The organism is Pseudarthrobacter cellobiosi, from assembly GCF_023913755.1.
Taxonomy (GTDB): domain Bacteria; phylum Actinomycetota; class Actinomycetes; order Actinomycetales; family Micrococcaceae; genus Arthrobacter; species Arthrobacter cellobiosi.
On record NZ_JAMXBJ010000040.1, the window covers coordinates 78138 to 98552 of the forward strand.

Sequence of the window (20415 nt, forward strand, 5' to 3'; positions counted from 1 at the left end):
TCCGTCATGGACATCATCTTGGTACCCGGTTTCTGGTTGGACGCCTCATCCTGGGAGAAGGTGACGCCGGCACTGGCGGCGGCGGGGCACACACCCCACCCAGTGACGCTGCCCGGCCTTGAATCTGTGGACGCACGGCGTGGCGGCATCACTCTGAAGGACCATATTGCCGCCGTCGTAGACGTTCTGGACGGTCTCGACGGAAAGGTGGTTCTGGTGGGGCACTCCGGTGGTGGCGCGGTCATCCACGGCGTGGCGGACGCACGGCCGGACCGCGTTGCCCGGAATATTTACGTGGACAGCGGACCCCTGGGCGAGGGCGGCGTCATCAATGACGGGCTGCCCACCGAGGGCGACGACGTGCCCCTGCCGCCGTGGGATGGCTTCGATGACGCCGATCTGGTGGACCTCACCGATGAGTTGCGCGCGTCGTTCCGGGCGCGCGCCATCCCAGAGCCCAGGGGCGTTGCGCATGGCCGGCAGCGCCTGCATGACGTCCGCAGATACGACGTTCCGGCGACTGTGATCGCGTGCCAGTTCCCGTCGTCGCTCCTCACCGAATGGATCGACGCCGGGCATCCCTTCACCGCCGAGCTGGCCCGCATGCGCGACGTCGAGTACGTGGACCTCCCCACCGGCCATTGGCCCCAGTTCACCAAACCTGTGGAATTGGGCCAGGTGATCCTGGCGGCGGTGGAGCGGAGGGGGTGACGCGGCGGGTCTAAGCAGTGACATCAGCCGATCCCCGCGAGGTCCATCATCGGCTAAAAGTCAGGCCATTAAATAGCCTGACTTCAGGCTATAATCACAGTATGAAAACCGTGCCCCTTAGCGAAGCCAAGGACAAGCTTTCCGCACTCGTGGAGGAGGCGGACAAGACGCATGAGATCATCCAGATCACCCGCCACGGGCACCCGTCAGCGGTGTTGATGTCCGCTGACGACCTCGAGTCACTTCAGGAAACCATCCACTGGCTATCGCAGCCGGACATCAGGACAGATTTGGAACAGGCCCAGCGCGACATCGAGGCAGGGAACACCGTCAGCGGCGATGACCTGCGCCGAGAGTTTGGGCTACCGCCGAGGTGACTGAGGAACCATCGAACGAGCAGGGCCCCTGGAGAATCGAAGTCACCAGCCCCGCGCTGAAGGGGTTTCGTCGGCTGCCGGAGAAGGCTGCTGCCGCAATTGCCGAATTCGTTACTGGAGTTCTGGCCGACAATCCCCGCCGGCTCAGCAAGCCCCTCACAAGTGAACTCCTGGGCCTGCGCACCGCACGCCGCGGTGACTACCGCGTGTTGTTCACCGTCGATGTTGAAGAGCACACCTTATATGTCCACCGCATCGAGCACCGCGCGGACGTCTACAAGCCTCGCTGACAAAGACCCATAGGCAGTGTGCGAGTGTGGTCCGGGTCAGCGAATTCGATCCTGACCATGCCGCCTCTTGACCAGCCCCAGGCAAAGCACGGCGGCTGCCGCTGAAGCGGCCGCGACGATGCCGAGGGGGACGGCGTCGTTGGCGCCGCCGATGCCCACCAAGGGTGCAGCGATGCCGCCGAAGGCGTACCGGGCCAGCCCCAGCAACGAGGATGCCGTCCCAGCGATATCGGGATAATCCTTGAGGGCAAGCGACGTGGCCGGCGGGCTGGTGACGGCCACGCCGCTGACCATGGTGAACAGGGACAGGACAATGGCAATCAGCGGCAGGTGCAGGGCCGCCGTCGCCAGCAGCCCCAAGGCGCCGGCGGCCGTCATTATCAGGCCCGCGGTGAGCGTCCCACGTTCGGACCACCGTTCAGCGAGCCGGCCGGCGATGAACCCGAAGACCACAAAGCCCAGTGAATTCAGGCCGAACGCGAACGAGTAGCCCTGCGGGGAGAGCCCATACATGCCTTGGAGTATGTAGGTTGCCCCGCTCAGATAGGCGAAGACCGCCGAGTACGTGAAACCGGTGATCAGCACGGCCCCGACGAATACGCGGTCAGCGAGGAGCCGGCGGAAACCGTGGAGGGTCTGCGAAAACCCTCCAGTCACTCGCCGGTTCGCGGGCAGGGTCTCCTGGAAGACCACCAATGACGCCAGCAGGACGGCGACGCCGACGGCTGCGAGGAACAGGAAGACTCCGCGCCAGTCGGTGACGGTGGCGAGTTGCCCGCCGATGACCGGGCCGATGATGGCGGCCAGTCCGCCGAGAACCGTGAGGCGGCCGTAGTAGCGAATGAGCTTGGCGCCCGAGTAGACGTCCCGCCCGGCGGCCTGCGCAATGACGATGCCCACGGCTCCGGCCAGGCCCTGGACGAACCTCGCGACGATGAGCGTCTCGATGGTTGGGCTCAGCGCGCAGAGGACAGACGTCAGCGTGTAGGCAACGACGCCGATCAGCAGCGGCGTCCGCCGCCCGAGGCGGTCCGAGAGCGGCCCCGCTACTAATTGGCCGATGGCGAGACCCAGCACACAGGCGGTGATGGTCAACTGGGCCACCGACGTCGTGCTTTGCAGCTCAGCGGTGAGGGCTGGGAGGACCGGGAGGTAGAGGTCCATGGAGATGGGACCGAAGATGGTCAGCAGGCCAAGCACAATCGCCAGGGGGCGGCCGACTGTCTGCTCGCGTGCGGGAATCGGGGTTACGACGGCGGTCACGCTGGCTCCGGTCTGTGGGTAGGGGCAGGACTGCGGTTCACGTTCAATACAACGCGGTCATGCCTGTCCTAGCGAGGGCTCTGGTTATCAGGGGTCTGCCAGTACCTCCCTCCCCTGCCGCAGCCGTAGCGGGTAAGCGCCCATAGTGTGCAACGCTGGTTGCATGGATCTGGAGGTGTCGCCCGCGCTCACGATTCCGGCGTCGGAACTCCGCTGGCGGTTCTCGCGGTCGTCCGGGCCAGGCGGTCAGCACGTCAACACAACGGACAGCCGCGCCGAACTCTCATGGAACATCGCCGGCTCCGCCGTACTTTCGGATGACCAACGGCAGATGCTGCTGACTCGTCTCGCACCACGCCTCGTCGCCGGGGTGATCACCGTGGCCTCCTCCGAGCAGCGCTCCCAGCTGCGCAACCGCGAGACCGCCCTGTCCAAGCTCGCCGATCTCGTGGCAGAAGGTCTGGCACCCGAAGGCCCCCGCCGCCGGGCGACCAAACCCACGCGGGGTTCGAACCGCCGTCGTCTCGCCGCCAAGGAACAGCGGTCGGCGACGAAACGGCAACGGCAGCGGCCGTCCGCCGAGTAGCGCCGTCGAGCCGGGCTCCGGCAGGACCCAGCGGCGATCCCGCCGTCGAGCCCTATCCCTGCGGGTTTCCGCCCGTTGTGGCTGAGGCGGCTTCGCCGGCGCGGCGCACCCAGGTATGCGCAGCCCAGATGAACAGCAGCAGCGCCACGAGGACCAGCCCGGCGTGGCCGAGGTCGAGTTCGGCAAGGAAGGTGGTCACCGGGTCGGTGAGACCGAGCATCGCGTGCAGTAGGCCAGCGATGGTGATGACCGAGATGAACAGGGCAGAGGCTGCGGACACCCCTGTGATGACCATGTTGAAACCGATACGGCGTTTGGGGTCCACAACGGCGCTTCGGTACATCTTCATCATCGCGACGCCGTTCACCGTATCGCACAGCGTCATCGCCGCCATGAAGCCAAAAGGCAGGGCCATGAGGGCGACCGGGGAGATGCCGGCGAGGGCGGCCGTCGCGGTGAGGAGCAGGAACGCGATGGTCGAGGCCGTGTCGAAGCCGAGGCCGAAGAGGAATCCGAGGACGAAGATGTCACGTGGACGGTTGACGCGGGAGAGCGGTTTGTTGAGCAGGCGGGCCACCAGCCCGGTCGGGGCCAGTGCCTCGCGGGTGACGGTCGCACCATCTTTGACGCGGCGGTACAGCAACGCGGTTCGCCGGAACGCGGCGGCGTTGTAAACACCGATGGTCAGCAGGAACAGGCCCGAGACAGATGCCCCGGTAATGCTCAAAACCATGTTCGCGGACGAGCCGTCATTAAGCGCGTCCTGAATGATGCCTGCACCACTGACAACAAGTACCCCGGCAAGCACAACCACCATGCTGTGGCCCATGCTGAAGGCGAAACCCACGCTGACTGGGCTGCGGCCCTGGGCCGCGAACCGGCGGGTGGAGTTATCGATCGCCGCAATGTGGTCCCAGTCGTAGCTGTGCTTCACCCCGGCCAGGTAAGCCGTGATGAGCAGGCCGAGCACCACAGGGCTGTGGTTTGTGCGCAGCGAATCGGCCAGCAGCGCAAGCATAACGACGTGGAGGGCGGCGACTGCCGCGAAGGTGACCGCCAAGCGGCGGGCCGTCGGGAGGGCTTCCCGCTCGTGGTGGTTCAAGAGGGCTTTCATTTAGTACTTTCGAAGGTCGAGGCGGGGCTGGCCGTGCCAGCGCAACCGCAGAAAATCGATGCCGGCGCGGATGACGGCGTCCAGCGGCTCGGTGGCGTGGGACAGGGCCCGGATGACCAGGCCGCCGTCGAGCAGTGACATTCCCAGGTTGCAGCCGTCGGCAAGCGGCAGCAGCTGCTCATGCAGCTCGTTCAGCAGCGCGGCATCCACGCGGGCATCCATAACCAGGAGGGAACCGACGTGGGTGTAGTCCTCGAGGAAGGCCATGCCGTCTATCGGGGCGGCACCGGTCAGCGGACGGATCAGCAGGTTGTCGAGCACCGCCAGGCGCCCGTCGACCGAGATCTCGTTCCGCAGGCGGATTTCGTCGTAGCCGAACAGGGCGCCGTCCGGTGACCAGCCCGGGGTGACGATCTCGGCCATCACCAGCGAGGCGCTGCCGTGCATCTCAACCACTGTGGCCTGGCGGTAGGTCGCCCCGCGGTAGGCGATCAGCGGGTCCGGCACATATTCCAGGCTCGCGTTGGGGCCGAGCCTTATGTGCGTCCGCTGTTCGGCGCGGGTCCCGGGAGTGCGGTAGATCTTCGTGGCTGACTGTGTGGTCAGCAGGAGCCGGGCCCCTGTTTCCACGGCGATGTCGATTTCATACTCGTCGCCACCGACGTACCCGCCCCCGGGATTGACCACCACGTAGCAGACCTGGCCGGTGTCATCGAGGTAGTGCGGGCGGAGGATGCGCAGCGCGCCCTGGTGGTACTGGCTCGTGGCGATGCAACGCTCGCCCCGCACACCCACCGTGAGGGCGAGCGTACCGGCGAGTTCGACGGCGGCTCGGCGCACCGGGAGTTCGGGCGCAGGCGCACCCGTCACTGGCGGAGGTCAAGCATGAGCACGTCGCGCCTGATCCAGTTGATGACGTGCTCCAGCCCTTCGTCGGTTTTGAGGTTGGTGAAGCAGTAGGGCTTGTTGCCACGGAACTCGAGAGTGTCCGCCTCCATCACGGATAGGTCAGCACCCACATACGGGGCCAGGTCCTTTTTGTTGATGATGAAGAAGTCGGACTTGATCATGCCCTGGCCGGCCTTGCGCGGGATTTTCTCGCCCTGCGCCACATCGATGATGTAAATCGAGAAGTCCACGAGCTCCGGGCTGAACGTGGCCGACAGGTTGTCTCCCCCACTCTCGATGAAGACAACTTCGAGGCCGGGGTGGCGCAGCCGCAGCTCCTCCACAGCGGCCGAATTCATCGACGTGTCCTCCCGGATCGCCGTGTGCGGGCAGCCGCCGGTTTCGATTCCGATGATCCGGTCCAGGGGCAGGATCCCGTTGGCCGCGAGGATCTTGGCGTCCTCGATGGTGTAGATGTCGTTGGTGATCGCGGCCATCGAAATCTCGGTGCTGAGGTGGCGGGTCAGGCGTTCCACGAGCTGGGTCTTGCCTGCGCCGACAGGACCGCCGACGCCGATTTTGATGAGTTTCATGGTGCTCCTTGCTACGTATTGGGTGCGGCGAATCGCGGACTGCTAAGACATAAACATGCGGACGCGCTGGCGTTCGTGGCGCATCTGGGCGATTTCGAGGCCAGGGGCGGTGATCCCGAAGTCGTCGGCTTCGAGTGCCTGGATCCGGCGGACGGCATCCACGATGTTGGGATGCGTTCCCAGAAGCACACGCTGCCCGGCGTCCTGCCCGACGGGGATGGCACGGATGGCGTTTTGGGTCAGTGACGTGACCGCCGTGAAGAGGTAGCTCGCGAGCAATTCCTCCAGCGGGACGCCCAACTGCCGGCCGGCAACGCCGAACGCGACCGCCGGATGCCCGGCGCAACGCCCAGATCCGACGTCGGCCGCGTAGCCCGCGAGCCGGGCACCTGGCGCCACGGTACCGGCGATGGCCAGCATCCGTGCGCCCATCTTGGTCCCCGCCTCGCGCACTTCACGGGGCAGCGCCGCCGCGGCTATCATCCGGTCGACCCGGGCAACATCGTCAACCGAGTACGCCTCGTACGCCAGGCGCAGGGCGAACCCGTCACTGTACGTCAGCTGGATGCTCACAAACTGGCTCAACCAGCTGGCGAAGCTCGCTTCGCCGTCGATGAGTCCACGTTCCAGGAACGTCTCCATCCCGAAGGAATGGCTGAACCCGCCGGTGGGGAGCGCGGAGTCAGAGAGCTGCAACAGCGGCAGCAGGTACGACGGCGGCTCGTTCACGCGCTCAGTGGGTGTGTTCGGCATGGCGGAACGGCACGGGCACCACACGTTCCTGGCGCGAGTACGGCACGCCAACGTGGATCAGGTAGTCCTCGATCGTGTGGTCGTACTGCACCACCATCACCTCGGCGGCATATTCACTGTCGGCGTCGAAGAATTGCGCCTGCATATGCCGGTTGCCGAGGTTATGCGCCACAACCCCCATTTCACGGATGCTGCGCGCGGCAATAACCAGGACGTCGGTTGCCAGGGCAGTCACCACGATGACTGTTTTGTGGTCGCGGAACAGGATGTCGCCGTCGCGGAGGTCCCGCACCGGGCCGGCGGCATCGCTGAGCCGGATGCCCAGCTCACGGCCGTGGTCGGTGGTCACCCGCTGGATTTTCTTGACGAGTTCCGCGCTCGGCAGGAGAACCTGTTCCTCGTGGAGGCCGGCCAGCTCGTCCTCGGGGAGATCATGCCGGTTGGCGATGACGTGGTCGATGATCATATATGCCCCCTTAGGGATATGTGTCTAAAAGAGGAAGTAGCGCTGCGCCATGGGCAGCACCGTCGAGGGCTCCGCCGAGATTGGCTCGCCGTCGACAGTCACCTCGTAGGTTTCCGGGTCAACGCCGATATCGGGCGTCGCGCCGTTGTGCTTCATGTCTGCCTTGGTGAGGGTACGGATACCGCTCACCGGCCGGATCACGCGGCGCAGGCCCAACTGCTCGGGGACTCCGGCGGCGATGGCGGCCTGGGAAAGAAACGTGATCGATGAGGCATGTACCGCGGTGCCGAGTGCCCCGAAGTTGCCGCGCAGGGTGCGTGGCTGCGGCGTGGGGATGGAGGCGTTGGGATCCCCCATAACGCTCATGACCGCCTGCCCGCCCTTGAGCACGAGCTCGGGCTTGACGCCGAAGAACATCGGGTCCCAGAGCACAAGGTCGGCAAATTTGCCCTCTTCGACGCTTCCGACCGAGTCCGCGATGCCGTGGGCGATCGCCGGGTTGATCGTGAATTTGGCCACGAAGCGTTTGAGTCGGAAGTTGTCTCCCACCTCGGGGTCGCCGTCGAGCTTTCCGCGTTGGCGCTTCATGGCGTCCGCTACCTGCCAGGTGCGCAGGACCACCTCGCCGACCCGGCCCATGGCCTGGGAGTCGGAGCTGGTGATGGAGAAGATGCCCATGTCGTGCAGCACGTCCTCCGCTGCGATGGTCTCCTTGCGGATACGCGAATCGGCGAAGGCCACATCCTCGGGGATGTCCGGGCTCAGGTGGTGGCAGACCATCAGCATGTCGAGGTGTTCGTCGATGGTGTTGACCGTGTACGGCAGGGTGGGATTGGTCGACGCCGGCAGGACGTTGGGCAGCGCCGCGATCTTGATGATGTCCGGGGCATGCCCGCCGCCGGCGCCTTCGGTGTGGAACGTGTGGATGACGCGGCCGCCGATGGCCCGGATGGTGTCTTCGACGAAGCCGCACTCGTTGAGCGTGTCGGAGTGGATGGCCACCTGCACGTCATACTCGTCAGCCACGCGCAATGACATGTCGATCGAGGACGTGGTGGCGCCCCAGTCTTCGTGAACTTTCAGCCCGATGGCGCCGGCCCGGATCTGTTCCGCGAGGGGCTCGATGGCACTTGCGTGGCCTTTGCCGAGCAGGCCGATATTGATCGGCAGGTTCTCCATGGCCTGAAGCATGCGTGAAATGTGCCAGGCACCCGGAGTAACGGTGGTGGCCTTGGTCCCTTCGCTCGGTCCGGTACCGCCACCGATCAGCGTGGTGATCCCCGACGCCAAGGCCACCGGCACCTGATCGGGGCTTACGAAGTGCACGTGCGTATCAATGCCGCCGGCGGTGAGGATCTTGCCCTCGCCCGCGATGATGTCGGTAGCGACACCGATGGTGATGTTCACACCCTGGGAAATCTGAGGGTTTCCAGCCTTGCCGATTTTGAAGATGTGCCCGTCGCGCAGGGCCACATCGGCTTTGTAGATGCCGGTGTAGTCCAACACGATCACGTTCGTGATCACGGTGTCCGGGATGTCCTCGTCCCGGACCAGCTGCCCGTTCTGGCCCATGCCGTCACGGATGACCTTGCCGCCGCCAAACACGACTTCTTCACCGTAGTTGGTGTGATCGTGCTCAATCTCGAGGAACAGATCAGTGTCCGCCAGGCGAACTGCGTCTCCCGTGGTGGGGCCGTAGAGGTCCGAGTACTGTTTGCGGCTCAGCTCGAAGCTCATTTGGTGTCGTCCTGCAGGGAGATCAGGCCGCGGCTCGGCTCGAGCGGGCCGTTGATGCGGTCCCGGAATCCGAACACCGCACGCTCGCCCGAGAGAGCAAGCAAGTTGACCGTCTTGGCATCACCGGGCTCGAACCGCACAGCAGTGCCTGCCGGGATGTCCAGCCGGAAGCCGTGGGCCGCATCCCGGTCGAACTCGAGGGCATCGTTCACCTCGAAGAAATGATAGTGGGACCCCACCTGGATTGGGCGGTCACCGCGATTGATCACGGCCAGGGCGCGGGGAATGAGGCCCGAATTGCACGTGATGGGCTCCGGGCGGAGGACGTATTCGCCGGGTTTCATGGGTTCTCCTTCGCCTAGCGAATGGGGTTGTGCACGGTGACGAGCTTGGTGCCGTCCGGGAACGTCGCCTCGACCTGGACGTCATGGATCATGTCGGCGACACCTTCCATGACATCTTCCCTGGTCAGGATGGTGGTGCCATAGCTCATAAGATCGGCGACCCGGCGTCCGTCGCGGGCGCCCTCGACCAGCTCATAGGTAAGGATCGCGATGGATTCCGGATGGTTGAGCTTAAGTCCGCGCTTCTGCCGGCGTCGTGCAAGATCGGCAGCAACCACAATCATCAGTTTTTCGCTTTCGCGTGGCGTTAGATGCATTAAAGCCTCCCAATCATTCGCGATAAATCGCGAGCTCCCACTCGTTATCTACAACCGGCCAAAGAGGCGACCGGGAGGCCCGTGGATGACTGAAGACTATCAGAGTCTCACCAGGATCTGGGGCCCTAACCAACGCCGTCCCCTTCGTCTCCAACTGCACCTCCCGCATACCCCGGTGATATGGTCGAAAGTCCCCTGTCGACGGCGACAATCCAGCACACCTGCCTACGGGGGAACACCTTGACCACGCCGCACACCGAACCGGTTCCGCAGCTCAGATCGGCAGCACGCGTACTGGCCGCGGGCATCCCGCTGGCTGTTACCGCAGGCCTGACCCTGCCACTGCAGGCCCGGATCAACGGCGAGCTGGGGCAACGGCTGCAGGATCCGCTGCTGGCCGGGTTGTTCAGCTTCGGCGGTGCCGCCCTGATCATGGCCGCTGCCACACTCGTCCTCCCCAGCGGCCGCGCCGCGTTCGGCAAACTCCTCTCCGGCACCCGCCAGCGCACCATCCCCTGGTACTTCCATGCCGCTGGCGTCATCGGCGCCTACTTTATCTTTGCCCAGACCAGCTTTGTCGCAGGCGTCGGGATCGCCATCTATACCGTGGCGGTGGTGACCGGCCAGACGGTCAGCGGGCTGGCCGTGGACCGGATCGGGTTGGGTCCCGGCGGCAAACGGGCCATTACCGCGCTGCGGGTGCTCGGTGTGCTGCTCACGGTGGGCGCGGTGTTCTGGGCGGTGTCGCCCCGGCTCTACGGCGTGCCGGATCCGGCCGCCATGCTGGTCCCGCTCGCACTTGTTGTCCTGGCCGGGATCCTGATGACTTTCCAGCACGCCGTGAACGGCAGAATCGCCGCGCAGGTCCGGTCGCCGATTCCGGGGACCCTGATCAACTATGTGGTCGGCAGTGTCGGGCTGGCGCTGATCTGGGTGCTGAAACTGGCCCTCACCGGGGGTCTGCCCACGCTGCCGGCCGAGCCGTGGCTGTACACCGGCGGCGTGCTGGGCTGCATCAACCTGGTCCTGAGCGCCCTGCTGATCCGGCATATCGGCGTGCTGCTGACCGGGCTGAGCATGATCGCCGGTCAGCTGATCGGAGCCCTGCTCATGGACTGGCTGCTGCCGGTGGCTGGCAGCGCCATTTATCCGCAGACGGTGTTCGGCACTCTGCTCACACTGGCCGCGATCGTCGTGGCCGCGCTGCCGGGATCAGCACTGCGGAAGTTCTGGCGACGGGGACCCCGGTAGGCCGGAAGCGGACGCCACCGCCGCGGGCTACGGCTTCCGGTGAATGGACTTGTAGCTCAGGTACGCGTTCAGGCCTTCAATCCCGTACTCCGTGCCGAGGCCGGAGTTGTGCCGTCCCCCGAACGGTGCGGCATGGTTTGAGGCGAAGAAGTTCAGGCCAACAGAGCCCGTGTCCATGCGGTCTGCCACGGCGAGTGTGGCGTCCGGATCGTTGCCGAAGACCAGCCCGCCCAGGCCGAACTCGGTGTTGTTGGCGAGGGCCACCGCTTCCTCAACACTGCCGCCGGCGTCGTCGTATTTGAGGATGCAGATCACCGGCCCGAAAATCTCCTCACGGGAGATGCGCATGTCCGGGGTGACGTCGGCGAACACCGTGGGTTCCACGAAATAGCCGTGCTCCAGCCCCCCGGACAGCGACGCGGCCCGGCCTCCTGTGGTGGCGCGGGCACCCTCGGCCAGCCCCGAGTCCACATACTCCAGCACGGTCCGGTACTGGGTCTCCGTGGCGCACGGACCAAACACGGTGTCCGGCTCCAGCGGATCACCCTGCTTCCCGGCGGCAATCGTGGCCGTGACCATGTCCACCACCTCGTCATAGCGGCTTGCCGGGGCGAGGATCCGGGTGGAGATGTAGCAGGTCTGCCCGGTGTTACGCATGGAGGACTTGATCAGCACTCCGGACATGGCGTCCAGGTCCGCGTCCGGCAGCACAATGGCGCTGGATTTTCCGCCCAGCTCCAGCGTGACCGGGCGCAGCAGTTCACCGCAGGCCGCGGCAATTTTCCGGCCCACCGGCGTCGAGCCCGTGAACGCCACCTTGGCCACGCCCGGGTGCTTCACCAGCACATCTCCCAGCCGGCCGGAACCCGTGACCAGGTTGACCACCCCGGCCGGGACCCCGGCCGCGGCGATCGCGTCGATGATCACGCGGATGGATAGGGGCGTGGGCGACGCCGGCTTGATCACCACGGTGCAGCCGGCCAGCAGCGCCGGCGCCAGTTTGATGACCACGAGGTTGATGGGGAAGTTCCACGGCGCGATCAGCGCGCAGACTCCCAGCGGTTCGCGCCGGACCACGGACTCCCCGCCGCCGCGCGGGAACGGGCGGACGTCCTCACGCTCCAGGCATTCGGCCAGGGTCGCGAAGTACCGGAAGATACTTGCTGCATTGGCCGCCGCGCCGGCGGATTCGGCCACCGGAGAGCCGTTTTCGCGCGAGTTCGTCAGCGACAGCTCGTCGGCGCGCTTTTCCACTTCCTCGGCAATCCGGACCAGGTAGGCGGCCCGCTGAGAAGGGGTCAGCCGTGGCCACGCGGGGCCGCCGGCACTAGAAAACGCCCGCTGGGCGGAGCCGACGGCGGCGTCCACGTCTTCGGGGGTGCCGTCCGGCACCGAGCCCCACACTTCGCCCGTGGCGGGATCGGTCACCGGGTTCCGGCCGGTGCCGTGTGAGGGCTGCCAGGCACCGTCGATGAAAATCGTCTCCACGTGCGTATGCGGCAGGGCGAGGCCCGTCCGGGCACTCAGGGCCGGAGCATCATGGGTCGCGGAGGTCATCGGATTACCGCCGTCTTCAGCAGGGCGTTGGAACGGTTGAGGTCCGCGGTGGCCATCTCCACTGCGGCCTGGGTGATGAGTTCGGGCACGATTTCGGCGGCAAGCCTGTCGGTGTAGGTGGCCGGATCCATCTTGAACCAGGTGGAAGCCAGGGCAATTCCGGCGTGGTCGAACCGCCACAGCCGGTCGGCGTCGCGCATGAGTGCGTCCTCCAGCGAGCGGGCCACGGGCCGGGTGTCGTGTTCGTCGATGATTTCGCAGACGCGTTCCACAAAGGCCGGGGAATAGCCCAGCCCCGGCAGCACCCGGCGTGCCACGTTGCAGCCCTGTTGCTCATGTTCGTAGCGGATGGCAGCCTTGCGCCAGTCCCCCGCGAACCCCTCCGAGATGATCCGGGATTCATCCACGTGGGCCCACCCGGTGTCGTGCAGCAGGGTGGCTACCCGCACCATTTCGGCGTCGGCATCGGGGTAGGCCCGGCAGAGGCGTTCGGCGAACGCTAGGGAAATCGGCAGGTGGATGTCGTTGCCTCGGGTCCGGGTCTCGTGCACCACCGCCTGCCAGAGCGCGTCGAGCTCCTCGAGGGCAGCGGGCGTGGTGCTGATGGGAGTGGTGTCCACCGGGCCGGGCGCCGGAATGGGACGGACCCTGTATTCGGCGGCGAAAGCCTCGGCCAACGTATCAGTGGGATCGGTGCCGGCGTCGACGGGGCCCGCCGCGGCAACCGGAGTCTGGTGGGTGCTCATAATGCTCCTTCGGGTGGGCCGGCCTGGCGGCTAGCTGTCCGTGGTGATGGTCTTGAGGGGGGTGGCGGGGTCCGCCGCGGCGTCGGCCGGAATGTTCTGGCCCTTAGCCAGGGCGTTCTTCACCGCCATGAAGTCCAAGGGTGCGTTGACGCTGTCGGCGGCGATGATCCGGCCCTGCCGGTAGTAGAGGACGCTGAATTTCCCGCGTTCCTCATCGCGCCGGAGGACCGTCTGGTCGAAGCCGTTGCACAGGCCGGCGATCTGCAGCTTGAGGTCGGCCTGGTTGGACCAGAACCACGGGATGCCAGCGTATTCCTCGCGGCGGCCGGTGAGCGAGTACGCGGCCACCTTGGCATGCTCGATGGCGTTGTTGACGCTCTCCAGCCGGATCCGCTCACCCGGAGTGGAGCCTGGCACGGGGTTGGGCATGTTGGCGCAGTCGCCGATCGCCACCGTGGTGCCGTCCGAAGCCAGCGCGAACCGGTCCACCACCACCCCGTTCTCCACGTCCAGCCCCAGCTGTTCAGCAAGTTGGGTATTAGGGATGACGCCGATGCCGATCAGCACGATCTGGGCAGGCAAAACCATGCCGCCCTGAAGCTCGACGGCGGCAACCGCCTTGCCGCCGTCCGCCGGGGTAAAGCGTGCAGCACTCGTCTTGAGCCGGATATCCAAGCCGCGGGAGCGGTGTGCCTGAAGGAAGTACTCGGCAGTCTCCTCCCCCACAGCACGGCCAACGAGCCGCGGCCCGAATTCGAGCACGGTGACGTTTTTGCCCATCTTCTGCAGGCTGGACGCGGCCTCGAGGCCGATAAACCCACCGCCGATCACCACCACATCCGTGGCGTCGCCTACCCGGGCCTTGAGCGCCAGGGCGTCGTCGGCGTTGCGCAGGTACAGCACGCCGTCGAGGTCGCCGCCTTCAATTTCCAGCTTGCGGGCACGGGCACCCACTGTGAGGGCCAGCCGCTTGAAGGGGAACTGCTGGCCGGAGGACGCATGCGCCACCCCGGAACCGTCCGCTTCCTTGTCGATCCGGACGATGTACTCGCCCTTGACCAGGTCCACGTTGTGCTCGGCCCAGTACTCGTTGGAGCGGAAGATCAGCGATTCGCTCTCCACCGTGCCCTGCAGGAATTCCTTGGACAACGCCGGCCGCTGGTACGGGCGGTGGTCCTCATCCCCGAGCAGGGTGATGTGCTCGTCGAAGCCCAGCGCCCGGAGCGATACCGCAAGCTGCACTCCTGACTGGCTGGCGCCGATGATCAGGAGCCCGGTGCGGGTAGGAACCGTGGCGGTGTCAGTTGCCTGCTCCACTGCGTGCGTGCCCACGGCTACACCTGGGTTTCCGGGGTGGTGACGAACAGTTCGATCTCGTCCGTCAGGCGCAGCTGGCAGGACAGCCGCGAGGTGTCCTCACGGTCGACCGCGGTGCCGTAGAGCATCTCGTCCTCCATGTCTTCCATCGGCGGGAGCTGCGAAACGCAGTCCTCCCGGACAAACACGTGGCAGGTGGCACAGGACAGCGAGCCGCCGCATTCAGCCACGATTCCGGGGACGCCGTTGCGCACCGCGGTTTCCATGACCGAGTCGCCCACGTTGCCCTGGATGTCGCGGACAGCGCCTTCGGCGTCGGTGAAGTGAACCGTTGGCATTGGTCCTCCTTTGGATTGAAGTGAGTTGGAAGGTGGGGACGGCGGTCAGATGAACTGCCGGCCGCCGTCGACCACCATGGTCTGGCCGGTGTAGTAGGAGCTGTCCGGCCCGGCGAGGAAGAGCGCGGCACCCACGATGTCCTCCGGCTGGCTGGCCCGCTTGATGGCTCCGCGGTCCACGCCGTAGTTCTCGGCGTTCTCCATCAGCCCGTAGCTGGCCTCGGTGAGGGTGAAGCCGGGGGCGATCGCGTTGACCGTGATCCCCCGCCGGCCCAGTTCCTTGGCCATGACCCGGGTCAGTGCCACCACGCCACCCTTGGAGGCAACGTAGTGCAGCCACTGTTCCGAGCCGCTGAAGATCGTGGCGCTGGAGAGGTTAATGACGCGCCCGCCTTCGCGCAGGTAGGGGCTCGCCGCGCGGGTCACCAGCCAGGGGCCCTTGAGGTTCACGTTCATCACCAGGTCCCATTCGGCCGGATCAATGTCCTCAAAGGGGCTGCGGGTCACCCCCGCGTACACCGCTGCGTTGTTAAGGACGACGTCGATGCTTCCGTTCCCGAACTCCGCGCAGCTTTTCGCGAGGTCCTCCGTGGAGTCCACACTGGTGACGTCCGCGGAGAAGGCCGTCGCTTCGGCACCGGCCTCGCGGACCAGCTTCGCTGTCTGCTCGGCACCTTCAAGATTGATATCGGCCACAGCCACCCGGTAACCCCGGCTGGCAAAGCCGAGCGCAAACGCCCGACCCAGCCCGCCGGCGGCACCGGTGATCAGGACGGTTTTGCCGTCGTTCTGGGCTGCAGGCACGTTCAGTTCAGACATGGCTATGGCTTTGGGCGCCGGGGCCGGCGACGACCAGCTCGTCCTCGGCGTCAAGGATCTGCACCGTTCCCTTGGTCCCGTCCACCCGCAGCCGCTGGCCGGTTTTGATGGTGGTGGATGCCGAACCGGTTCCGGTCACGGCGGGGAGCCCGTATTCGCGGCAAACGATCGCGGCGTGGCTCATCATGCCGCCGATGTCCGTGACGGTGGCCTTAATCTTGCCGAAAATCGGACCCCAGGACGGTGCGGTAACGGTTGCCACCAGGATCTCGCCCTGCTGCACCTCGGAGAGTTGGTCCGCATCTGTGATGACGCGGGCCAGTCCTTCCACCACACCGGGCGAGGCTGCCATGCCACGCAGGCCGCCGCCCTCCACTTCTTCGCCGGCACCCAGCCACTGCTGGACCTGCTCGGTGGTGATGCCCCAGAGCATCCGGGTAAAGGGTTCGGTGATGGACTCCGGCGGGGTGTTCAGGGCCGGGGCGGGACGGGCGGTCTTGAGGGCATCGACGATGCCGCGGCGGCGTTCGATTTCCTCCGGCCAGTAGTCCGGGCCGATGGGCTTGGCGCCCACACCCCAGCCGGTGACCAGGTCAAAGAGCGCGTCACGGACCTCGTTGCGGCCCAGGTAGAGCAGGTCGTCCGATTCGGTCCAGAAGCCCTCAGCCTGCATCATGCGGGACAGCTCGCGGATCTTGCGCCAGAAGACGCCCATGGTCCAGTGCTCGATGTAGAAGTTGTGGTTCTCCACGTACGGGTAGGCGGTGGCAGCGAGGCCGCGCTTGGCGTCGAAAAGGGCCTGGTTTTCGCCCTCAAGCAGGTCGCGGTATTCCTCGATGATGCGGTCGCGTTCGACGATGAGGGCCTCCGTGGGCCGCATGATCTCCTGGCCCTCGTCCACGCGGCGGATGTAGTCAGCGATGTAGCCCAGCGGGATTTCCTGGTACTCGTTCCAGTACTTGTCGTGGCCATAGAATCCGTTGCCCACGGTGAAGTTGAACCACGGGTCCTTGGCGCCTTCGTACTGGGCCATCCAGCGGTCCCCGCCGGGAGCGGCGGCGATGGCACCCAAGGTGGCATCGACGTCGTCCGTGTTGCTGGCCTTGCTGAAATGAGTCTGGAGTCCCAGTTCCACGGCGAGCTTCGCCAGCTGCTTGAGCTCATCGTCGGGGCGGAACAGTTCCATGTCCACGCCCTGCACCATGGTGGCGATGGACTGATCCGGAACGTTGGGGAAGACCTCTTTGCAGAAGTTGAAGAAGTCCAGGTAGGCGATGTAGCCCAGGTTCAGGAACTCGAAGTGGTACTGCCAGTTCTGGTACGCCAGCTGGATGAGGCGGTCGTAGCTTTCCAGCAGTTTCTCTGAGCCGTCCTTGCCCTTGCCGGACACGATGTCGTCCATCGGGACCATGTCCGGGAGCTTGGGGAAGGAAATAGTTTCCATCTCCTCGATGGTCCCCTTGACCTTGACGTGCCACTCCTTGAGCAACTGGTCCCAGTTCTGGAAGTAGTGGCCGATCCGCTCCCCAAACAGGGGCACGCGGGCAGCGATCTGATCCTCCGGCACGGGAATGGGAGACATGTAGAGGTAGCCTAGGTGGATGCGGAACTCGATGCCGTTGGCGTTGGGGATCATCAGGTGCCGGGCGTTGTACTGGCCCAGGCACTTGACCGCGAATTCGCCGCCAATGGTTTCAAACGGCTTGAACACGGTGGGCCAGTGCTGGCTGTCGCAGAACCAGAACTTGGCGTCTTCCTGCTCCTTGAGCTTGTCCTGGAAAACCAAGTAATAGGGGTAGATCTTTTCCCAGCCTTCGGCGCCGGCGGGGACCGCGAGCTCGGAGGGTTTGGGGAAGGACTTCAGGGACATGGCGGTCCTTTCAATACGGGCTCGGCGATGAGCCTTGGTGGGTGAAGCCTTAAAAGTGAAGCCTTAGATGGAGGGTTTGAGCAGCGAAGCCGTGATGCTGCCGAGGCTGAAGCCGCCGGTGGCCGGCGCCTTGCTGGGGAGCCCGGTGAAGTAGCCGCCCGTGGTGACCGTGGGCAGCGCGGACGGTTTGGAGGAGTGCACGGTCTCCGGGCGGGACTGGAGCAGCAGCAGGTTTTCGCCGTCCGGCAGGTCCGAATCGAGGGCCCATTCGATGTCCTGGGGGCATTTGTAGTGCTTCTCGGCACGCTTGGCCATCTGCGCGACGGCGGTGAGTTCCGCATCGGTGAGGCTGCGGCGGCCGCGGCGTTCGGCGTCGACCTCGCGTTCCACCAGGCGCTTGGCTCCTGCGTCCGGGACCAGTTCGGCGTGCTTGTCGCCCAGGTGATCGGCGACGACGGCGAGCGTGACCTTGTCCAGGACGATGTTGTCCGGTGTGACCTGGCCTGACACCACCATCTCGCCCATCCCGTAAGAGGAGTCGATGGTGATTTTGGAGCGGTCCCCGTTGGTGGGATCCATGGTGATGGCGACGCCGGAGACCCGGGAGTTCACCATCTTCTGGACCACCACGGCCATGGACAGGCCTTCGTTGGGGATGTTGTTCCTGAGCCGGTAGATGATGGCCCGGGAGGTGTACAGGGAAGCCCAGCACTGACGGATGTGCTCGGTGACGGCATTGACGCCGTCGAGCCAGAGGTACGTGTCCTGCTGGCCGGCGAACGAGGCATCCGGCAGGTCTTCGGCAGTGGCGCTGGACCGTACGGCCACCGGCACCGGGGCGTCGAAACGGGCCATGAGGGACTCGTAGGCGCCCACGGTGAATTCGTGCAGGGCCTGGGGCACGGGCCGTGAGCAGATGTCCTCGCGGATGGCGGCGGAAACGCTGTCCACCTGCTTCAGGTCCTCCGGGTCCAGGTCGGCCAGGAGTTGGTTGATCTTTGCCGTAATCCCCGCCTCGTCCATAAAGGCGTCGAACTCTGCGGTGGTGACCACAAAGCCGGGCGGGACGGGCATACCGGCGGAGGTCATGGTGACCAGGGATGCGCCCTTGCCGCCGAGGTTTTCAAGCTTCGGTGTGACACCGCCGTCGAAGAACTGGATGAATTCGTTGCTTTTCATGGTTAGGCCTTCCAACTGACAGGAACGGTCTCGGGAACACGGAAGGAGAGGTTTTCGCGGAAGGCGACGCCCTCCGGGTCCTCCAGCTGCAGCTCCGGGGCGAGCCGTGCCACTTCCTCGAGCGCAATTTTGGCCTGGAGCTTGGCGAGCATGTTGCCTAGGCAGTAGTGGATTCCGAACCCGAACGAGAGGTGCTCGCGGGCATTGGGCCGGGCGATGTCGAAGTCGTCTCCGCCGGTGAACTTGCTTTCGTCGCGGTTGGCGGAGCCCATCAGGAGCAGGAGCTGGGAACCTTCCTCGATGGCCACCCCGCCCACTTCGGTGTCCTTGAGTGCCTTGCGGCGCCACCCGACGATCGAGCCGGCGAAGCGGAGGACCTCGTCGATAGCGGCGGGGACCTTTTTGGGGTCCTCGACCAGCTGCTGCCACTGTTCGGGGCGGGCCAGGAGCTCGCGCAGGGCATTGGAGATCAGGGTGGTGGTGGTCTCGTGCCCGGCGAAGAGCAGGCTGTAGAGCACGGAGGCGATCTCGTGGTCGGAGATGTCGGCGCCGTCCTGCTGGGCCCTGACCAGGTCGCCGGTGAGGTTGTCGCCGCCCTGCTCGCGTGCCACCCTGACCAGGCGCAGGCATTCCTGCCAGTACTCCACCAGGTTGTGCGCGTGCGGGACCTGCTCCTCGTCGCTCAAGTTGCCCCAGGTCATGGCGGCGCGGGAGTCGCTCCAGCGCTTGAACGTGTCCACCTGGGAGACGTCCGCGCCGATCAGAGTCAGGATGGTGATGGTGGGGACGTCATAAGCAAGGTCTTTGACGAGGTCGCCGCGGCGATCCGGACGGGCCAGCATCTTCTGGATGAGGGCCTCCACGTTCTCCCTGATGAAAGGCTCCAGCGCCTTGTAGCGTCGGGGTGTGAACGCCTTCTGCACCACGGCGCGGATCCGGGTGTGCTCCGGCGGGCGGCGGGCGGAAAGGCCTGAGTAGGCGGTGAAGCCGCCCTCTTCCATGATCTTCTTCGCGGCGGCACCGCGTTCACGGACCGGCGCCTGGGCGTTTTCGCTCGAGAACGTTTCCCAGTCCTCGAACACCGCCTTGATGTCGTCGTAGCGGGAGACAACGTATAGGCCCACGCGCTCATCGAACATGACGGGCTGCTCGGCCCGGAGCTCGGCGTAGGCGCCGAAGGGATCCTTCATCTGGAAAGGTTCGTAGCCGTGGTGCCCGGCGGGGGCTTCGGCGCCGTACCCGAAGGGACAGCGGCCGGCCGTTTCTGTCGACGATGACATCTTGACTCCTGGTGACTTGGTTCCGCCCGGCACCGTCAGGGTGGCGGGGGTTCTTAGTGACCAGTGTGGTCCACATCACCGGCCGATGACAGCCCTTACTTCCACTCAGCGGAAGGCAATGTCAGTGCTGGGCGGACGCCGTCGGGCTTCCCGTACAGGTCGCCAGTATCCCCATCCTTGATGTCTCGACCATTTGGGCCCACGTCTCCTTGGCCGACCAATACCGCAATGACCGGTCCAAAGGGCTGCACCTCTACCGCTAGCAACGCAAATGACGCTAATGTCTATTGGTATGAACCGTCACCAAAACGATGCAGGCGTGTCCAAGCCGGGAACCCTCAAGGTCCCGGAAGGTCCCGCGGCCAGCCTCGAAGGACGGGCGCCAAACTCCGCGTCGACCCATAAGAAGCCAACGCCGAGGGCCTCAGGGAAGTCGGCACCCCAGGCTGCGAGGACGATGTATGTCACCGCACCTGCGAAGACCGGACGGCGGAATATGACGGCCTGGACGTCCCAGCCGAAACGGGGGTCCGTCCGCGTAGTTGAGGAACGTCTCCGGAATGGTGAACAACAGCTCCGGCGAACGGCCAGGGCCCTCGCTGAGATACTGGAGCGCACA

Annotated in this window: 22 protein-coding genes; 5 read left to right on the plus strand and 17 right to left on the minus strand. The window is 65.4% G+C overall.

What is annotated here, in order from left to right; genetic code table 11:
- Nucleotides 1–6 precede the first annotated feature (6 nt).
- The 3 genes from NG696_RS07845 to NG696_RS07855 all read left to right on the plus strand — a co-directional run bounded on the left by NG696_RS07845 (nt 7) and on the right by NG696_RS07855 (nt 1378).
- Nucleotides 7–711, plus strand: coding sequence for an alpha/beta fold hydrolase (locus NG696_RS07845; RefSeq protein WP_252575031.1), 705 nt, complete (start codon nt 7–9; stop codon nt 709–711).
- A gap of 101 nt (nt 712–812) precedes the next feature.
- Nucleotides 813–1088: a type II toxin-antitoxin system Phd/YefM family antitoxin gene (locus NG696_RS07850; RefSeq protein ID WP_252575033.1), complete on the plus strand. Its 276-nt coding sequence runs from the start codon at nt 813–815 to the stop codon at nt 1086–1088.
- Complete coding sequence (locus tag NG696_RS07855) at nt 1085–1378, plus strand: type II toxin-antitoxin system RelE family toxin (RefSeq protein ID WP_252575035.1); 294 nt, start codon at nt 1085–1087, stop codon at nt 1376–1378. The genes NG696_RS07850 and NG696_RS07855 overlap by 4 nt, the downstream gene beginning before the upstream one ends.
- Before the next feature lie 36 nt (nt 1379–1414).
- Here NG696_RS07855 and NG696_RS07860 read toward each other — a convergent pair whose 3' ends face one another.
- On the minus strand, nt 1415–2641 hold the full coding sequence (locus NG696_RS07860; RefSeq protein WP_308291955.1) for a multidrug effflux MFS transporter: 1227 nt from the start codon (nt 2639–2641) through the stop codon (nt 1415–1417).
- Nucleotides 2642–2804: 163 nt separating this feature from the next.
- Here NG696_RS07860 and arfB point away from each other — a divergent pair, with 163 nt between their 5' ends.
- Nucleotides 2805–3227: an alternative ribosome rescue aminoacyl-tRNA hydrolase ArfB gene (gene arfB / locus NG696_RS07865; RefSeq protein ID WP_252567754.1), complete on the plus strand. Its 423-nt coding sequence runs from the start codon at nt 2805–2807 to the stop codon at nt 3225–3227.
- 52 nt (nt 3228–3279) lie between these two features.
- Here arfB and NG696_RS07870 read toward each other — a convergent pair whose 3' ends face one another.
- From NG696_RS07870 to NG696_RS07905, 8 genes are read right to left on the minus strand one after another with little or no spacing between them, the layout of a single operon-like run.
- Entirely contained in the window at nt 3280–4341 is a 1062-nt protein-coding gene (locus NG696_RS07870) for a HoxN/HupN/NixA family nickel/cobalt transporter (RefSeq protein WP_252575037.1), read from the minus strand.
- Nucleotides 4342–5211, minus strand: a complete 870-nt coding sequence (locus NG696_RS07875) for an urease accessory protein UreD (RefSeq protein WP_252575039.1) — start codon at nt 5209–5211, stop codon at nt 4342–4344.
- The gene (gene ureG, locus NG696_RS07880) at nt 5208–5822 is read right to left on the minus strand and encodes an urease accessory protein UreG (RefSeq protein ID WP_252567748.1); all 615 of its coding nucleotides are present in this window, start codon (nt 5820–5822) and stop codon (nt 5208–5210) included. The genes NG696_RS07875 and ureG overlap by 4 nt, the downstream gene beginning before the upstream one ends.
- A 42-nt stretch (nt 5823–5864) precedes the next feature.
- The gene (locus NG696_RS07885; protein ID WP_252575040.1) at nt 5865–6575 is read right to left on the minus strand and encodes an urease accessory protein UreF; all 711 of its coding nucleotides are present in this window, start codon (nt 6573–6575) and stop codon (nt 5865–5867) included.
- Complete coding sequence (gene ureE, locus NG696_RS07890; protein WP_252567744.1) at nt 6556–7041, minus strand: urease accessory protein UreE; 486 nt, start codon at nt 7039–7041, stop codon at nt 6556–6558. Before ureE ends, NG696_RS07885 begins: the two co-directional genes overlap by 20 nt.
- A gap of 24 nt (nt 7042–7065) precedes the next feature.
- Nucleotides 7066–8778, minus strand: a complete 1713-nt coding sequence (ureC, locus tag NG696_RS07895) for an urease subunit alpha (RefSeq protein WP_252575042.1) — start codon at nt 8776–8778, stop codon at nt 7066–7068.
- On the minus strand, nt 8775–9122 hold the full coding sequence (locus NG696_RS07900; protein ID WP_252575044.1) for an urease subunit beta: 348 nt from the start codon (nt 9120–9122) through the stop codon (nt 8775–8777). The genes ureC and NG696_RS07900 overlap by 4 nt, the downstream gene beginning before the upstream one ends.
- A gap of 14 nt (nt 9123–9136) precedes the next feature.
- Complete coding sequence (locus NG696_RS07905) at nt 9137–9439, minus strand: urease subunit gamma (protein ID WP_252567738.1); 303 nt, start codon at nt 9437–9439, stop codon at nt 9137–9139.
- A 240-nt stretch (nt 9440–9679) separates the two neighbouring features.
- On the opposite strand from NG696_RS07905, the gene NG696_RS07910 reads away from it, so the two are divergent.
- Entirely contained in the window at nt 9680–10690 is a 1011-nt protein-coding gene (locus tag NG696_RS07910) for a DMT family transporter (RefSeq protein WP_252567736.1), read from the plus strand.
- A gap of 27 nt (nt 10691–10717) precedes the next feature.
- Here NG696_RS07910 and NG696_RS07915 read toward each other — a convergent pair whose 3' ends face one another.
- The 8 genes from NG696_RS07915 to NG696_RS07950 all read right to left on the minus strand — a co-directional run bounded on the left by NG696_RS07915 (nt 10718) and on the right by NG696_RS07950 (nt 19796).
- Nucleotides 10718–12247, minus strand: coding sequence for an aldehyde dehydrogenase family protein (locus tag NG696_RS07915; protein WP_252575046.1), 1530 nt, complete (start codon nt 12245–12247; stop codon nt 10718–10720).
- Complete coding sequence (locus NG696_RS07920; RefSeq protein WP_252567732.1) at nt 12244–12993, minus strand: HD domain-containing protein; 750 nt, start codon at nt 12991–12993, stop codon at nt 12244–12246. Before NG696_RS07920 ends, NG696_RS07915 begins: the two co-directional genes overlap by 4 nt.
- 30 nt (nt 12994–13023) lie before the next feature.
- Nucleotides 13024–14325, minus strand: coding sequence for an NAD(P)/FAD-dependent oxidoreductase (locus NG696_RS07925; RefSeq protein ID WP_252575048.1), 1302 nt, complete (start codon nt 14323–14325; stop codon nt 13024–13026).
- Nucleotides 14326–14327: 2 nt separating this feature from the next.
- Entirely contained in the window at nt 14328–14648 is a 321-nt protein-coding gene (locus NG696_RS07930; RefSeq protein ID WP_252567729.1) for a 2Fe-2S iron-sulfur cluster-binding protein, read from the minus strand.
- A gap of 45 nt (nt 14649–14693) precedes the next feature.
- Nucleotides 14694–15467 carry an SDR family NAD(P)-dependent oxidoreductase gene (locus tag NG696_RS07935; protein ID WP_252567727.1) on the minus strand — a complete coding sequence of 258 codons (774 nt, stop codon included), beginning with the start codon at nt 15465–15467 and terminating at the stop codon, nt 14694–14696.
- Nucleotides 15460–17337: a PEP-utilizing enzyme gene (locus NG696_RS07940; protein ID WP_252575050.1), complete on the minus strand. Its 1878-nt coding sequence runs from the start codon at nt 17335–17337 to the stop codon at nt 15460–15462. The genes NG696_RS07935 and NG696_RS07940 overlap by 8 nt, the downstream gene beginning before the upstream one ends.
- Nucleotides 17338–17400: 63 nt before the next feature.
- Nucleotides 17401–18516, minus strand: a complete 1116-nt coding sequence (locus tag NG696_RS07945) for a PEP/pyruvate-binding domain-containing protein (protein WP_252575052.1) — start codon at nt 18514–18516, stop codon at nt 17401–17403.
- A 2-nt stretch (nt 18517–18518) separates the two neighbouring features.
- A complete protein-coding gene (locus tag NG696_RS07950; RefSeq protein WP_252567721.1) occupies nt 18519–19796 on the minus strand; it encodes a cytochrome P450 in 1278 nt (425 codons plus the stop codon).
- Nucleotides 19797–20415: the final 619 nt, after the last annotated feature.